The sequence below is a fragment of the Sinorhizobium psoraleae genome (genome assembly GCF_013283645.1).
Lineage (GTDB): Bacteria > Pseudomonadota > Alphaproteobacteria > Rhizobiales > Rhizobiaceae > Sinorhizobium > Sinorhizobium psoraleae.
Genome location: NZ_JABEKV010000002.1, coordinates 1,392,035 through 1,407,315 on the forward strand (window position 1 = coordinate 1,392,035; position 15,281 = coordinate 1,407,315).

Genomic DNA, 15,281 nt, shown 5'->3' on the forward strand with positions numbered 1-15,281 from the left:
GAGCTTGAACATGCCCAGTTTCTTTATCGACAGGCCGATCTTTGCCTGGGTGGTGGCGATCTTCATCATGCTCGCCGGCATCATTGCGATTCCGCTCCTGCCGGTATCGCAATATCCGAGCGTGGCGCCGCCGCAGATCTCGATCAACACGAGCTACCCCGGTGCCTCGTCGCAGGACACCTATCAGAGCGTCACGCGCCTGATCGAGGATGAACTGAACGGCGTTGAGGGCCTGCTTTATTTCGAGTCGACGACGAGCTCTTCCGGCTCGGCCGAAATCAGCGCGACCTTCGCACCTGGCACCGATCCCAGCCAGGCCTCGGTGGACATCCAGAACCGCGTGCAGCGCGTCGAGCCGCGCCTGCCCGATTCCGTCAGGCAGCAGGGCGTGCAGGTGGACGAGGCCGGCTCCGGCTTCCTCCTGATCATCTCGCTCACCTCGACCGACGGGTCGTTGGACGCGACGGGCCTCGGCGACTATTTGAGCCGCAACGTGCTGAGCGAGATCCAGCGCGTCCCCGGCGTCGGCCGTGCGCAACTCTTTGCGACAGAGCGCTCGATGCGAGTCTGGCTTGATCCGGACAAGATGCTCGGCCTCAATCTGACGGCGGCCGACGTGACAGCGGCGATCCAGGCGCAGAACGCCCAGATCGCTTCGGGCTCGATCGGCGCGCAGCCGAACCCGATCACGCAGCAGATCGCCGCGCCGGTCATCATCAAGGGTCAGCTTTCGACACCTGAAGAATTCGGCGCCATCGTGCTTCGCGCCAATGCCGACGGCTCCGCCGTGCGGCTTCGCGATGTTGCGCGGCTCGAGATCGGCGGCGAGAGCTACTCCTTCTCGACGCGCCTCAATGGCAAGCCTTCGGCGGCCATCGCCGTGCAGCTCTCTCCAAGCGGCAACGCGATGTCGACCTCGGCCGCGATCAAGGCGCGCATGGACGAACTCGCGGAATTCTTCCCGCAGGGGCTGGAATACTCCATCCCCTACGACACCTCGCCCTTCGTCGCGGTGTCGATCGAGAAGGTGTTGCATACCCTGGTCGAGGCCGTCGGCCTCGTCTTCCTGGTGATGTTCCTGTTTCTTCAGAACGTCCGCTACACCATCATCCCGACCATCGTCGTGCCGATCGCCCTTCTTGGCACCTGCGCGGTCATGCTGGCCATGGGGTTCTCGATCAACGTCTTGACGATGTTCGGCATGGTGCTGGCGATCGGCATCCTCGTCGACGATGCGATCATCGTTGTCGAGAACGTCGAGCGCATCATGTCGGAAGAGGGACTGACGCCGAAGGAAGCCACCCGCAAGGCGATGAAGCAGATCACCGGAGCGGTGATCGGAATTACCCTGGTGCTCTCTTCCGTGTTCATCCCGATGGCCTTCTTCCCGGGTGCAGTCGGCGTGATCTACCGCCAGTTCAGCCTGACCATGGTCGTCTCGATCCTGTTCTCGGCGCTGCTCGCCCTGTCGCTGACACCCGCGCTCTGCGCGAGCTTCCTGAAGCAGGTTCCGAAGGGTCATCATCACGCCAAGCGCGGGTTCTTCGGCTGGTTCAACCGTAGCTTCGACCGGACGTCGCACGGCTATACCCGCGTCGTCAGAGGCGTCGTCCACCGCACCGGCCGCTTCATGGTCATTTACCTGGCGCTGCTCGCGGGACTTGGCTGGGCCTTCCTGCAACTGCCGTCGTCCTTCCTGCCGGACGAGGACCAGGGCTTTGTCATCGTCATGATGCAATTGCCTTCGGAAGCGACCGGGAACCGTACGACCGAGGCCATCGAGCAGGCCGAGAAGATCTTCGGCCAGGAGCAGGCCGTCGACACGATCGTTGCGATCAATGGCTTCTCCTTCTTCGGCACCGGCCAGAATGCGGGCCTTGCCTTCGTGACGCTCAAGGACTGGAGTGAACGTGACGCGAACAATGCAGCGCAGTCGATCGCCGGCCGCGCGACGATGGCCATGAGCCAGATCAAGGACGCGATCAGCTTCGCTCTGTCGCCGCCGGCGATCCAGGGCCTCGGTACGACCGGCGGCTTCTCCTTCCGCCTGCAGGATCGCGGCGGTCTCGGCGAAGCAGCCCTTGCGAAGGCACGCGACCAGTTGCTCGGGCTCGCCTCCCAGAGCAAGGTGCTGACCGGCGTCCGTTTCGAGGGCATGCCCGACGCCGCGCAGGTCACCGTCAACATCGATCGTGAGAAGGCCAACACCTTCGGCGTGACCTTTGCCGACATCAACTCGACGATCTCGACCAATCTCGGCTCGTCCTATGTCAACGACTTCCCGAATGCCGGCCGCATGCAGCGCGTGACGGTGCAGGCGGACGAGAGCCAGCGAATGCAGACGGCGGATCTCCTGAACCTCAACGTTCGCAACTCGAACGGCGGCATGGTTCCGCTCTCAGCCTTTGCAAGCATCGAGTGGATCAAGGCTCCGACCCAGACGGTGGGCTACAACGGCTATCCGGCGGTTCGCATCAGCGGCGAAGCCGCTCCCGGCCATTCCTCGGGCGACGCGATTGCCGAAATGCAACGGTTGGCAGCCCAGCTTCCGGCGGGCTTCGGTTACGAGTGGACCGGTCAGTCGCTGCAGGAAATTCAGTCGGGCTCGCAGGCGCCGCTCTTGATTGCGCTCTCGTGCCTGCTCGTTTTCCTGTGCCTGGCGGCGCTCTATGAGAGCTGGTCCATTCCTGTCTCGGTGATCATGGTCGTGCCGCTCGGCGTTATCGGCGCCGTGCTCGCGGTCATGATGCGCGACATGCCGAACGATGTGTACTTCAAGGTCGGCCTGATCGCGATCATTGGCCTCTCGGCGAAGAACGCCATCCTGATCATCGAGTTCGCCAAGGAACTGCGCGACCAGGGCAAGTCGCTGATCGACGCAACGCTCGAAGCAGCGCACTTGCGCTTCCGGCCGATCCTGATGACCTCGCTCGCCTTCACCCTCGGCGTTCTGCCGCTGGCGATCGCGACGGGTGCAAGCTCCGGCAGCCAGCGCGCCATCGGCACCGGCGTCATGGGCGGCATGATCTCGGCAACGGTGCTGGCGATCTTCTTCGTCCCGATCTTCTTCGTGTTCATCATGAAGATCTTCGGACGGAAAAGCGCGGCTGCCGCACCGCAAGCGGCCGTGGCAGAAGATACCGCATCCGAAATCGCCAAAGCTGCCGAGTGATCAACCATCGACGGCCCGCCTCATCCGGCGGGCCGTCGCGCTACTGCATGATTCCTTAAATGGGAGTCGGTTTACGGACAAAATCATGCAGCAATTCAAAGCCTACAGCGATCTTGGCGCATCCGATTGGACGCGCGGCGCTGTAGAGCGGAATGAGGAGTATCCGCCCGCATCCCGCTCTCTAACTTCTTGGAATCGATCACGTTTAAGATTTTGGATCGATCCGACCCAAAATCACGTGATCTGGGAGATATGCATGCGCCGAACGAAGGCCGAAGCCGAGGCTACCCGAAGCAGGATATTGAACGCCGCCGAGCGGATGTTTTTCGCCAAGGGTGTTTCCAATACGACGCTCGAGGAGGTGGCCAAAGCTGCCGGGGTCACACGCGGCGCCGTCTACTGGCATTTCGCCAACAAGACCGATCTCTTCCTCGCGCTCTACGACGCCGTGCCGCTGCCGCAGGAAGACATGGTCGCGCGCGAGGTCGAAACCGAAGCCTCCGACACGCTCGCGATCGTCGAAAGCGCCACCGGCGATTGGCTGGACATGCTTGCCAAGGACGAGCAGCGGCAGCGCATTCTCGCGATCATGCTGAGATGCGACTACGACAATGACATGTCTGCGGTGCTCGTCCGGCAGAAGGAGATCGATGACCGCCACAACGCAACGCTCGAACTCGCCTTCGCGCGTGCGCTGGAACGGGGGCAACTCCAAGTCAGCTGGACGCCGGCGTCCGCCACACGCGCCTTGCGCTGGATGATGATGGGGCTGTGCACCGAATGGCTGCTGTTCGGCCGCCGTTTCGATCTGGTGGCAGAAGGACGCGAAGCGCTGAGGCGTCTCTTCGCCAGCTTCCGGCAACCCCAAACGGGAGCCGATCAGGCGGCCGAATAGACGGGCAACCGCTCCCCCGTCTCACGCGCTCAATGCGCCTCGTCCCAATTGAGCGCGGCGCGGGCGTCGACCTTCAGCGGCACTTTCATGTTCAGCGCCGGCATGGCGGCATTTTCCATGACCGAAACGACCACCGGGATGGTGCGCTCGATTTCACCATCCTCGACCTCGAAGATCAATTCGTCGTGCACCTGCAGCAGCATCCGCGCGGACAGCTTCGCCTCCTCAAGCGCCGGCTCCATCTTCACCATTGCGCGGCGGATGATGTCCGCGGCAGAGCCCTGGATCGGCGCGTTGATCGACGCGCGTTCGTTAAAGGCACGATGCGAGGGGTTGGAGGAGCGGATATCCGGATAGTGGGCACGGCGGCCAAAGATCGTTTCGACATAGCCGTGCTCGCGAGCGAAGGCCTTGGTGTTCTCCATATAGTCGCGGATACCGGGGAAGCGCTCGAAATACTTCTTGATGTATTCACTCGCCTCCGAACGCTCGATCGAAAGCTGGTTGGCAAGCCCGAAGGCGGAGATGCCGTAGATTATGCCGAAATTGATCGCCTTGGCACGGCGGCGGATTTCACCCGGCATGCCGTCGACGGGAACCCCGAACATCTCGGAAGCGGTCATCGCGTGGATGTCGACGCCGTCGGCAAAAGCCTGGCGAAGCTGCGGAATGTCCGCCACATGCGCGAGCACCCGGAGCTCGATCTGGCTGTAGTCCGCCGAAACCAGCTTGTGCCCCGGCGTGGCGACGAAGGCGGTGCGGATCTTGCGGCCCTCACCGGTCCTGATCGGAATGTTCTGCAGGTTGGGGTCGGCCGAAGAAAGGCGGCCTGTAGTCGTCGCCGCCAGCGCATAGGACGTATGTACGCGCCGCGTTTCCGGATGCACGAAGCCCGGTAACGCATCGGTATAGGTGGATTTCAGTTTGGTGAGCTGGCGCCAGTCGACGATTTTGCGCGGCAGCTCATGGCCTTCGGCGGCAAGCTCCTCCAGAACCTGCGCCGAAGTCGACCATTGGCCGGTCTTGGTCTTGGAGCCGCCCGGCAATCCCATCTTGCCGAAGAGAATGTCGCCGAGCTGCTTCGGCGAGCCGATCGTGAAGGTTTCCCCGGCCAGGCGATAGATCTCGTCCTCGAGCGCCGCCGCGCCTTGCGCAAGCTCTCCCGAGAGGCGCGAGAGAATTTGGCGATCGACGGTGATGCCGCGCTCCTCCATATGGGCAAGAACGCCGACCAGCGGTCTTTCGAGCCGCTCATAGACGCGCGTCAGCCCCTTGGAGGAAAGTTGCGGCTTCAGGACGTGCCAGAGTCGCAGCGTGACATCTGCCTCTTCCGCCACATAGGCCGTCGCTCTGTCGATATCGACGAAGTCGAACGTGAGCGAAGACCGCCCGCTGCCGGTGATGTCCTTGTAGGCCGTCAGCTTGTGATTGAGCCACCGCTCGGACAGAGAATCCATGCCATGAGCACCGTTGCCGGCATCGATGACATAGGACATCAACATGGTGTCGTCGAAGCTTTGCATGGTGATGCCATGCCGCTTCATCAACAGATAGTCGAACTTCAGGTTCTGCCCGACCTTCAACACCGACGGATCCTCGAGCAGCGCCTTTAGCCGGCTCAGCGCCTCGCGGATGGGGACCTGATTTTCGAGAAGACCGCCACCAAGCAGATCGCCGGCGCCATTCTTGTGGATCAGCGGCACGTAAGCTGCCCGTATCTTCGCACCGGAGGGGTTGTCGCGGTAGTTCGCAATCGCCAGCGAAAAGCCGACCAGATCCGCCTGCATGGCGTCGGTCGATGTCGTTGCCACGTCGAGACCAACCACGCCGGCATCGCGCGCATCGGCGATCCATCGGTCGAGCGCCGCAAGATCGCGGATCGCGACGTAACCGGAACGATCGACGGAAGCCTTGGCAAAGAAATCGGCGCGCGCCCGCGCAAGGCCTTGTGGCGTCGCGCCGGTGACGTCGGCATCCTCAGCGCTCGAGAGGAACGAAACGGCGGCCTTTGCTGCCTGCCCACGCGGCGGGGCGGTGCTTGACGATTCGGCAGAGGGCGGCGGACCGGCAGCCTCCCCGGTGTCGAGATCCGGTCCGTGCGCCTCGATGCCCCACTCGATCGGCACATGGGCCGCTTCGACTGCTTCAGCGTCCGTGTCCGTCGCCGCCGCCACGCGGCGCGTCAATGTGTTGAATTCCATCGTCTTCAGGAAGGCAATGAGCTTTGGCCCGTTTTGCGGCTCAAGCCGCAGATCCTCGAGCGGAACGTCGAGAGGGGTATCGTTCTTCAACGTCACGAGTTGGCGGGAAAGGCGCGCAAGCTCGGCATTGGCGATGATGTTCTCGCGCCGCTTCTGCTGCTTGATCTCGCCGGCGCGCGCCAGCAGCGTATCGAGATCGCCGTATTCTTCCAGAAGTTGGGCCGCGGTTTTCGGTCCGATGCCGGGAATGCCCGGCACGTTGTCGGTCGAATCGCCTGTCATCGCCTGGAGATCGATCATCTTCTCCGGCGGCACGCCCCATTTTTCGATCACATCGGGAATCGTGATCTGCTTGTCCTTCATGCTGTCATACATCGACACCCTGGGCGTCAGCAGTTGCATGAGGTCCTTGTCCGAGGAAACGATCGTCACGTCGGCGCCCGCCTCTTCGGCAAGCCGGGCATAGGTGGCGATCAGGTCGTCCGCCTCATAGCCTTCCTTCTCAATGCAGGGCAGGTTGAAGGCGCGGGTGGCATGTCGGATCAACCCGAACTGCGGGATCAGATCTTCGGGCGGCGCGGTGCGGTTCGCCTTGTACTGGTCGTAAAGCGTGTTGCGGAAGGTCTTCGAGGAATAGTCGAAGATCACCGCAAAATGCGTCGGTGTCACGCCGACCGACGTATCGCGCGCATCGGTCAGGAGCTTCCAGAGCATGTTGCAGAAGCCGGCGACCGCATTGACCGGAAGGCCATCGGACTTGCGGTTGAGCGGCGGGATTGCGTGGAACGCCCGGAAGATGAAGCCGGAGCCGTCGACGAGGAAGAGGTGATCACCGTTTTTCATGCGGCCATGGATAGCGCGGGGTGAGGCAAAGGTCCATTGCGGTTTTCGTCCATAGCGCCTATCTCAAAACAGTTACGACAGGAACACGCGGAGGCCGCCAGAAGGCTCACGGAAACGTTACACATTTGTAATGTGCGATTCAGTCGGACAATCCTTGAAAAGCCACATTTGGCTCCTCAAATTATCATCGAACGGCACTGAAATGATGCCGTCGTCTGGTGATTGGCCTGTCCCCCGCCCGCACCAGATGTGGACAAAGGCCTTATCCCCCTCTCCGGGCCTTTGTCCCGCTTTCAAAGAGCCGTCACGGCGCCGCCTCCGCGCCGCGACGGTTTTTTGTTGTCCACTCGAACAGCAGGATAACGAAACGTTTGCGCGGTTTTCCGCCCGCATCGGCGCCCCGACGCGGGGGCTCAAAGTCTATGAGCGCGGAACACTTCAACTTCATCGCAAGCTTTGTAACTTGTCTTCGCTTCGGTTCACGCATACCCATAGGCCATGGCATCCAATCGCATGGAATCTGCGACTTACCTGGCCAGTCTGCTGGCCAGGAGCTTCTCGCGCGCCCTGCAGGAGCGCGGACAGAAGCTCGGCTTCGCGCCGGTCAGTTTCCGGTCCTGCTCGAACTCTGGTCGGAGAAAGGCCTGACGCAAAAGCAGCTTCTCGATCGGCTGGACATCGAGCAGCCAACCATGGCCAACACGCTCGCCCGCATGAAGCGCGACGGGCTCATCACCCGCCGCAGGCACCCGAACGACAAACGATCGCAGCAGATCTTCCTGACCGACCGGGCGAGGGGGATCGAGGCCGCGGCTAAGGAAGCGGCACTCGCCGCGGAGCAGTCGCTTCTCTCCGGATTTCGCCGCTTCGAACGGGAACTGATGATCGAATACATGCGCATGGCGCTCGCCAACACTGCGCGCAACGACAGCGTTTCCTGATTCCTCGCATCGACAATTTACCGTTGCATCAAAAAATTTTGCTTAAAGCGATCAGCATTCGGCTTTAGGTTCCGCGCGAAACCCACATAAGGATTCGCATGATGGCAGATATCACCCCTGTGCTGGAGCGCGCCGACGCCAATCTTCCGAAGAGCCTCGACCGGCTTTTCGATCTCGTCCGCATCAAGTCCATTTCCACCGATCCGGCCTTCAAGGCAGAGTGCCGCAAGGCGGCCGAGTGGCTGGTGTCGGAACTGACCGCGCTCGGCTTCACCGCCTCGGTGCGCGACACGCCCGGTCATCCGATGGTCGTCGCCCACCACGCCGCTGCAAGGGCCGATGCTCCGCATGTGCTGTTCTACGGCCATTACGACGTGCAGCCGGTCGACCCGCTGAACCTCTGGGATGCGCCTCCGTTCGAGCCGGCGATCAAGGAGGTCGAGCCCGGGCGCAAGATCATCACCGGCCGTGGCACGGCCGACGACAAGGGCCAGTTGATGACATTCGTCGAGGCGGTGCGCGCCTACAAGGAGATCCATGACGCGCTTCCTTGCCGGATTACCATTCTTTTCGAGGGCGAGGAGGAATCGGGCTCTCCGTCGCTGAAGCCGTTCCTCGAGGCCAATGCGGCGGAACTCAAGGCGGATTATGCGCTCGTCTGCGACACGGGCATGTGGGACCGTGAGACTCCGGCGATTTCCGCGGGCCTGCGCGGCCTCGTCGGCGAGGAGATCATCATCAAGGCGGCCGATCGCGACCTGCATTCGGGCTATTTCGGCGGTGCGGCGGCAAATCCCATCCACATTCTGACCGACATCCTCGCCGGCCTTCACGACGACACGGGCCGCGTGACACTCGAAAGCTTCTATGAAGGCGTCGAGGAAACGCCCGCGCAGATCAAGGCGGCCTGGGACACGCTCGGCCAGACGGCGGAGAAGTTTCTCGGCGAGATCGGCCTGTCGATCCCCTCGGGCGAGAAGGGGCGCTCGGTGCTCGAACTGACCTGGGCACGCCCGACGGCGGAGGTCAACGGCATCACCGGCGGTTACACCGGCGAAGGCTTCAAGACGGTGATCGCGGCGCAGGCATCGGCCAAGGTGTCGTTCCGCCTCGTCGGCAACCAGGACCCAGCCAAGATCCGCGAAACCTTCCGCGCCTATGTCCGGTCGAAGGTGCCGGCCGACTGCTCGGTCGAGTTCCATGCCCATGGCGGCTCGCCGGCGATCCACCTGCCCTATGATTCCGCCTTGTTGAACACGGCAAAAGTCGCGCTTTCCGACGAATGGCCGAAACCTGCAGTCGTCATCGGCATGGGCGGCTCGATCCCGATCGTCGGCGATTTCCAGAGGATGCTCGGCATCGAATCGCTGCTCGTCGGCTTCGGCCTTTCCGACGACCGGATTCATTCACCGAACGAGAAATATGAGCTCATGTCCTTCCACAAGGGCATCCGCTCGTGGATCCGCATCCTCGACGCGCTGGCCGCCTGATTTGCTTTCGCAAACCGTGGCGGACGTTCCGCCACGGTTTGCGATGGGACGTGCAAAGCCGGATCGCCTCGTCTTGGCGTTCCTTCAGCCCCGTCGCGATTTCCCGGATGAGTGTCGGAATCCGGTCATCGCTGCTTGACCTCGCGGCTATGGGATGTTTCCCTTTTCACAAAACAATCAGAATGGGGAAATGGGCTGTTGGTAAGGTCGAGGACCGAGACATCGCGTTCCGGACGCGGTGCTTTTAGAATGCGAGACTGGAATGGCATTCTTCGCCATCCTCCAAGGTCCCCTGCCAACCTCGCCTCCAGGAACACCCTGGCGCCGGCATGAAAAGGTTGAAAGCCTATTTCTGGCCTGTCGTCGGACTGGCGGCGATCCTGTTCTCGGTCAATGCGCTCTATCACGAGTTGCGAGGTCTTTCCGTCGATGAGTTCATCGCAAGCTTCCAGGCGATCTCGCTCGGAAGCTGGCTGCTGGCCATCGGCGCGACCCTCGTCGCCTACGCGGCACTTGCCGCCTATGACAAGCTCGCACTCGACCATCTCGGGCATCACCACATTTCCATCTGGTTCATCACGGTCTGCTCGTTCACGACCTATGCCCTGTCGCATAATCTCGGCGCATCGGTGTTTTCAGGCGCCGTGGTGCGCTACCGGGCCTATCGCTCGAAGGGCCTGACGGCCGGCGAGGTCGGCGTGCTGGTCGCCTTCTGCTCCTTCACCTTCACGCTCGGCACGCTGATGTTGTCGGCGATCGTCCTCCTGGCGAAGCCGGACATCATCGAGCGCTTTGCGGAATTCCTGCCGATCGAGATGTCGCTGACGACCGGCGTCGTCATTCTCGCGCTCGTCGGGCTCTACGTGCTCGGCAGCCTGATCGGACTTCGGCCGATTCGCATGCGCTGGTTTCAGCTTCACTATCCACGGCCCTCGATCGTCTTCAGGCAATTGGTGATCGCTCCCGTCGAACTGCTCGGTGCCGCCGGAATCATCTATTTCGCCCTGCCGCAGGCCGGCAATCCCGGCTACGTGGTGATTCTCGGGATCTTCCTGGCGTCCTTCTCGGCAGCGCTGCTGTCGCACGCGCCTGGCGGCCTCGGCGTGCTCGAGCTCGTCTTCATCGCAGCGCTTCCCGAGATGGATCCGGCAGACGTCCTGGCGGCACTCGCGATCTTCCGGCTGCTCTACCTGATCGTGCCGTTCGTCATGGCGCTTGTCGTCATCCTGATTTACGAGCGCTCGCGCTTCCTGGCGCAGCGAAACGGCGGAATGCCGTAGAGCCTACCGCGCGATAGAGAGGCGACTAAAGCGCGTCGCATTCAAGGCGACGCGCTTTAAGTCTTTGTTTGCGTGCATGTCGTTGTCCCGAAACCGCTGCACACTTCCGGGCGACGCGCATTAGGGAACGTCGCAAACGGCGGGTATCGCCTGCTCGATCGGTCCTTCCACCTCCTTCAGCCGCGCCGCCTCGATCTGATAGGGCGTGAAGGGGGGCGCCTGCTGCGCCGGATTGATGATGCGGGCGACATAGCAACCTGCAAACAAGCGAGTTTTTGTCGGCCGCTCGATAGATTTGACCGCAACGGGAATGGCGGCGTAGACGCTGCCGGCAGCACCCTCGGTCGTCACCTTTCCAATCCTTACCTCGACCGAAATCGTGTTCGCATAGCCGCGCGAGAAATCCGCGAAACCGCCGACAGGCTGTGTCTCGGCGAAATAACCGTAGGCGCGGGCATATTCCTTTCGGTTGATCGCATTGTAGAGCGAACGCACAAGTGCCGCGCCATCGGACCGGTCGTCGACATAGGCGGCGACCACTTCCTCCGCCGAGGCTTCGGCCTTCACCACCGCAAGGGCTGCAAGCGCGAGCGCTGCCATCAAACAAACCTTCATCGCCTTCTCCTTTCACCGGACACCCATTCAAAGCCCGGCAAGTGGCAGCCAGAAGGCAAGGGAGTGTTCACCCGATCGCGAGGGCGATTTGAAGCCGATGTGGGATCACTGCGGCGGCAGGCCGGCCTTGCGCCTTGCAACCACGTGCTCGCGCCAGACCGTAAAGATGCCGGCCGCGACAACAAGGATCGAGCCGAGGATCATATTTGTCGTCAGCGTCTCGCCGAAGATGGTGACGCCCATGATCGAGGCGAAGACGAGTTGCAGATAGGTGAGCGGCTGGACGGCGACGGCATCGAGCATGTCGTAGGCGCGAATCAGGAAATAGTGGCTGGAGGTCCCGGTGACGCAGAGCAGCAGCATCCAGACCCAATCGGTCGGCGCCAGCGCCGTCCAGAAGAACGGGCCGACGAGGCTGATCGCAACCGCGCCGATGATGCCGGTGTAGAAGAAGCTTGTCATCGCCGAATCGGCGCGGCTGACCAGTCGCGTCGTGATAATATAGATGGCGAACATCAGCGCCGCCGAGAGCGGCAGCAGAAAGCTCGTGTCGAAGGTGCCCTGCTGCGGCTTCAGGATCAGAAGCACGCCGATAAGCCCTGCCGAAATCGCAGCCCAGCGCCGCCAGCCGACGCGCTCGCCAAGAAGCGGCATGGACAGGAGCGCGACGAAGAGCGGGGTAGCCGCCAGAATCGCCTGCGAATGCGCCAGGCCGACGACGGTGAAGGCTGTGATCACGACCACGATCTGCGTTGGTAGCAGCACACCGCGTAGCACCTGCAACACTGGCCTCTTCGTCACGATCGTGGCCTTCAGCCCACCCTGCGCCCGCGCCGCCAGGGCGACGGCAAAGGCCGCAAACGCCCAATAGCGGATCATCGACACGAAGACCGGCGGATAGAGGGTGCCAAGATGTTTGGAGATGCCGTCCTGGATCGCGAAAATGACGATCGCAGCAAGCGCGAAGACGTAGCCGTTTGCCCTGGATTTCATGAGCAACCTGATATACCAGCGCGGGAATTAAGGGAACCTGCAGCAGGCGGATACAAAAAGACCCCGAGCCGGGAGGAGGTGGCTCGGGGTCCTTGAATTCGATCGGTTCCTGGGAGGAGGAGTGAAACCGATCCGCATCGGGCGCCGCGGGAGGAGGTGCAGCGCTTCGATGAGTTCAAGATAAATCATTTAGTCTGATTTAATACCGCTAATGCTGCAATGCAGCAATGCGTTGGACGCAGGGCGAGATGGCAACGTGTGGCCTGAAATCTGTCGCGGCAGAATTTGCGCTTTCCGGAAAATCGAGACGACCGTCCTCGTTGTTCAGCAACTCTTAACTCCCCCTTAAATTGCCGCATTTAGAGTCCAACGCATCGGCACGTGCGGGCAGATTAGCTCGAACCGCACGACAGGAATTGCGCCGCCGGGAATCGCTTTTGAGCGATGACGGATCGGACCTCAAAGGGATAGTTCCTTCCGGCATGGCAGCACGCGGCAAATCAGGACAACGGATCGAACCTTCCTTCGGCGGCGACAGCGATGATGACGAGTTGCGTGTCGAGGCGAGCGATCGCGTGAGCGGCGGCGCCCGCCGGCCCGCCCGTGGCAAGTCCGAAGCCGGCAAGCGAAAGACCCGCAAGCGCGGCGGCCGAGGCGGCTCCAAATCCAGCGGCGGCGGCTTTTTCGGCCTTGTCCGCAGGCTCGCCTACTGGTGCGTCGTGCTCGGCATTTGGGGCGCAATCGGAGTCGGCGGTCTCGTGCTCTATTACGGCGCGCGGATGCCGAGTGCGACTAGCTGGTCGATCCCCGACCGGCCGCCGAACGTGAAAATCCTTTCGGTCAACGGCGACATCATCGCCAATCGCGGCGCGACGGGCGGCGAGGCGCTGTCGCTCGAAACCATGTCTCCCTACATTCCGCAAGCGGTGATCGCCATCGAGGATCGCCGGTTCTATTCGCATTTCGGGATCGATCCGTTGGGCCTTGCCCGCGCCATGCTGACCAATTTGATGAGCGGCCGCATGGTCCAGGGCGGCTCGACATTGACGCAGCAGCTCGCCAAGAACCTGTTCCTCTCACCCGAGCGCACGCTGGAGCGCAAGGTCCAGGAAGTGCTGCTCGCCTTCTGGCTGGAGCAGAAATACTCCAAGGAACAGATTCTCGCGATGTATCTCAACCGCGTGTTCTTCGGTTCCAACGCCTATGGCGTCGAGGCGGCGTCGCGACGCTACTTCAACAAGTCGGCCCGCGACGTCAATCTCGGCGAGGCGGCGCTGCTCGCCGGGCTCCTGAAAGCGCCCTCGCGGTTGTCGCCGGCGCGCGACCCGGAAGCGGCGGAGGAGCGCGCGCAGCTTGTGCTCGGCGCGATGCGCGAAGAGGGCTTCGTCACCGACGCCGAAATCAAGACGGCGATGTCGCAGACGCCGACCAAGGCCAAGAGCTTCTGGTCCGGGGCCGAACACTATGTCGCCGACATGGTCATGGACCAGCTCCCCGGGATGATCGGCGAAATCAGCCAGGATCTGGTGATCGACACAACCATCGATCTCACGCTCGAGAAGAAGGCCGAGGAAGCGATTGCCGCGGCGCTCGACGCAGACGGCGGCAAGCTCAACGCCTCTCAAGCCGCCCTCGTGTCGATCGACGGCACCGGCGCGATCCGCGCGCTGGTCGGCGGCCGCGATTATGCCGAAAGCCAGTTCGACCGCGCCTCCAAGGCCAAACGTCAGCCGGGCTCCGCCTTCAAACCCTTCGTCTATGCGGCAGCCCTGGAAATCGGCCGCACGCCGATGTCCGTCCGAAACGACGCGCCGGTCAGGATCGGGAACTGGACACCGGAAAACTACGACCAGAAATATCGCGGCGAGGTGACACTTGCCGACGCGCTTGCCAATTCGCTGAATACGATCGCGGCCCAGCTCGTCATGGAAGTCGGCCCGCAGAATGTGGTCAAGCTCGCGCATCGGCTCGGGATCGATTCCGAGATGCAGGCAAACGCCTCGATCGCGCTCGGAACGTCTGAAGTCAGCCTCGTCGAGCTCACCTCCTCCTACGCACCCTTCATGAATGGTGGCTTCAAGGCGACGCCGCACGTCATCCGCCGCATCTCCACCGCAGACGGTACCGTGCTCTACGAAAATACCTACGATAACCCCCCGCGGGTGCTCGACCCGGCGATCGTCAGCGAAATGAACCAGATGATGGTGCGGGTGCTGACGAACGGAACCGGCAAGAAGGCGCGCCTGAAAGGCTGGGAGGCGGCCGGAAAAACCGGCACGACGCAATCCTTCCGCGACTCGCTCTTCGTCGGCTACACGTCCAATCTGACGACCGGCGTCTGGTTTGGCAATGACGACGGCAAGTCGATGAAGAAGGTGACCGGAGGCGGGCTTCCCGCCAAGGCCTGGCATGATTTCATGGCCGCGGCCCACGAGGGCCTGTCGCCTTCGCCGCTGTTCGGAACCACCGGCGTGCAACCGGTCTTCGACGACGCTGGCGCTGTCGCAGGCGGCGGCGCCGTTCCGGACGGTTTCGCAAGCGGCAATCCCGATGCCTTCCCAGAACCGCCGGCGAGCCTGGACGGCACGGCGGCCATCGATGAGGTGCGGCCGGTCAACGAACAGAATGCCGGCGGCCCCATCCCGCCCGCAGGCGTCGGCGAGACGACCGGAGCGACCCGCCGGACGACGCTTTTCGACCTGCTGACGGGCGGTTGAGCCGCCGCGCCAACCGCGCTTTACGAACGGATTCGCCGACCGCGCTGAGGCGCCGTGCCGATATCGCTCCAACGCACCTGCAAGAGCACTTGCTTTTGCCCCTGATCCCCCCGCAGAATGCCTTGCAGTCCGAA

The 15,281-nt window shown here is 62.4% G+C and carries 8 protein-coding genes and 1 pseudogene; 6 read left to right on the forward strand and 3 right to left on the reverse strand.

Going from position 1 to position 15,281, the window contains the following annotated elements; genetic code table 11:
• Nucleotides 1-10 precede the first annotated feature (10 nt).
• Nucleotides 11-3,172 (forward strand): multidrug efflux RND transporter permease subunit, encoded by a 3,162-nt coding sequence (locus ILFOPFJJ_RS15360; RefSeq protein WP_173511368.1) that lies wholly within the window; start codon nucleotides 11-13, stop codon nucleotides 3,170-3,172.
• A gap of 256 nt (nucleotides 3,173-3,428) precedes the next feature.
• Nucleotides 3,429-4,067, forward strand: coding sequence for a TetR family transcriptional regulator (locus tag ILFOPFJJ_RS15365; protein ID WP_173511369.1), 639 nt, complete (start codon nucleotides 3,429-3,431; stop codon nucleotides 4,065-4,067).
• Nucleotides 4,068-4,096: 29 nt separating this feature from the next.
• On the opposite strand, the gene polA is transcribed toward ILFOPFJJ_RS15365, so the two are convergent.
• Nucleotides 4,097-7,111, reverse strand: coding sequence for a DNA polymerase I (gene polA / locus ILFOPFJJ_RS15370; protein ID WP_173511370.1), 3,015 nt, complete (start codon nucleotides 7,109-7,111; stop codon nucleotides 4,097-4,099).
• Nucleotides 7,112-7,609: 498 nt separating this feature from the next.
• On the opposite strand from polA, the pseudogene ILFOPFJJ_RS15375 reads away from it, so the two are divergent.
• From ILFOPFJJ_RS15375 to ILFOPFJJ_RS15385, 3 genes and pseudogenes are all read left to right on the forward strand, one after another.
• Nucleotides 7,610-8,052, forward strand: a pseudogene (locus tag ILFOPFJJ_RS15375) (MarR family winged helix-turn-helix transcriptional regulator).
• A gap of 98 nt (nucleotides 8,053-8,150) precedes the next feature.
• Entirely contained in the window at nucleotides 8,151-9,542 is a 1,392-nt protein-coding gene (locus tag ILFOPFJJ_RS15380; RefSeq protein WP_173511371.1) for a M20/M25/M40 family metallo-hydrolase, read from the forward strand.
• A gap of 329 nt (nucleotides 9,543-9,871) precedes the next feature.
• On the forward strand, nucleotides 9,872-10,822 hold the full coding sequence (locus tag ILFOPFJJ_RS15385; RefSeq protein ID WP_173511372.1) for a lysylphosphatidylglycerol synthase transmembrane domain-containing protein: 951 nt from the start codon (nucleotides 9,872-9,874) through the stop codon (nucleotides 10,820-10,822).
• Between the two features lie 120 nt (nucleotides 10,823-10,942).
• On the opposite strand, the gene ILFOPFJJ_RS15390 is transcribed toward ILFOPFJJ_RS15385, so the two are convergent.
• Nucleotides 10,943-11,437, reverse strand: coding sequence for a hypothetical protein (locus tag ILFOPFJJ_RS15390; protein ID WP_173511373.1), 495 nt, complete (start codon nucleotides 11,435-11,437; stop codon nucleotides 10,943-10,945).
• A gap of 105 nt (nucleotides 11,438-11,542) precedes the next feature.
• Nucleotides 11,543-12,430: a DMT family transporter gene (locus ILFOPFJJ_RS15395; protein ID WP_173511374.1), complete on the reverse strand. Its 888-nt coding sequence runs from the start codon at nucleotides 12,428-12,430 to the stop codon at nucleotides 11,543-11,545.
• A 482-nt stretch (nucleotides 12,431-12,912) separates the two neighbouring features.
• Between ILFOPFJJ_RS15395 and ILFOPFJJ_RS15400 the strand changes: the two genes are divergently transcribed.
• Nucleotides 12,913-15,147 carry a transglycosylase domain-containing protein gene (locus tag ILFOPFJJ_RS15400; protein ID WP_173511537.1) on the forward strand — a complete coding sequence of 745 codons (2,235 nt, stop codon included), beginning with the start codon at nucleotides 12,913-12,915 and terminating at the stop codon, nucleotides 15,145-15,147.
• Nucleotides 15,148-15,281: the final 134 nt, after the last annotated feature.